This is a genomic window from Porphyromonas uenonis 60-3 (genome assembly GCF_000174775.1).
Classification (GTDB): Bacteria; Bacteroidota; Bacteroidia; order Bacteroidales; family Porphyromonadaceae; genus Porphyromonas; species Porphyromonas uenonis_A.
This window is the reverse complement of record NZ_ACLR01000093.1, coordinates 1-565: the sequence shown is the minus strand read 5'-3', so window position 1 is coordinate 565 and position 565 is coordinate 1. Positions and strand designations below refer to the sequence as shown.

The 565-nt window shown below is 48.8% G+C and carries 1 protein-coding gene; it reads right to left on the bottom strand.

Annotated features, from left to right (window positions below; translation table 11 throughout):
- Window positions 1-144: 144 nt before the first annotated feature.
- On the bottom strand, window positions 145-510 hold the full coding sequence (locus PORUE0001_RS02640) for a transposase (RefSeq protein ID WP_007364921.1): 366 nt from the start codon (window positions 508-510) through the stop codon (window positions 145-147).
- Between the last annotated feature and the right edge of the window lie 55 nt (window positions 511-565).

Genomic DNA, 565 nt, shown 5'->3' with positions numbered 1-565 from the left:
GGACGGAGGCTACTTTGACATCTTCGTCTTGCTCGGTGAAGGTGTGCTTGTAGTAGCCTTTGCGGCTGACTTCTAGCTGCTGACAAAGGTAGGTTATGGAGAGCTTTTGATCTCTCACTTTGGCCTGTTCAAGCTGTCTCACGGCTACAAATCGGTCTTTTTTTTTAGATCAATGTGGTAGCGATTCAAGACCACTTCGAGTAGTGTTTTGTTGACCAAGGCCTTGCTCTCAGCCTGGAAGAGGGCTGCTTTGAGGCGAGCGTTTTCACGCTTGAGTTCTGCGTACTCTGGATCTACGTCTTTGTTCTTGTTTGTCTTGCTCATAGTGCTTTGGTTGGGTAACTCTACACCAAAGGTACGCAACCAATTTCGAATGGTGCGTGTGGTGATGCCGTAGCGCTGGCTGGTGGTGGCGATGCTCTCGCCTGTGGCTAGGAGGTCATCGATGACTCTCCACTTGAAATCTAGGGGATATCCCTTTCGTCCTCGGTTACTTTTTTCTTGTTTCATTGTTGTTGGGGTTGGCTTCCCGACTGTGTACTATTTCAGGAGAGGACATTGGTTC

Excerpts from the sequence above, each read along its gene's own strand:
- PORUE0001_RS02640 (WP_007364921.1), bottom strand. The coding sequence starts at position 510 with ATGAAACAAGAAAAAAGTAACCGAGGACGAAAGGGATATCCCCTAGAT.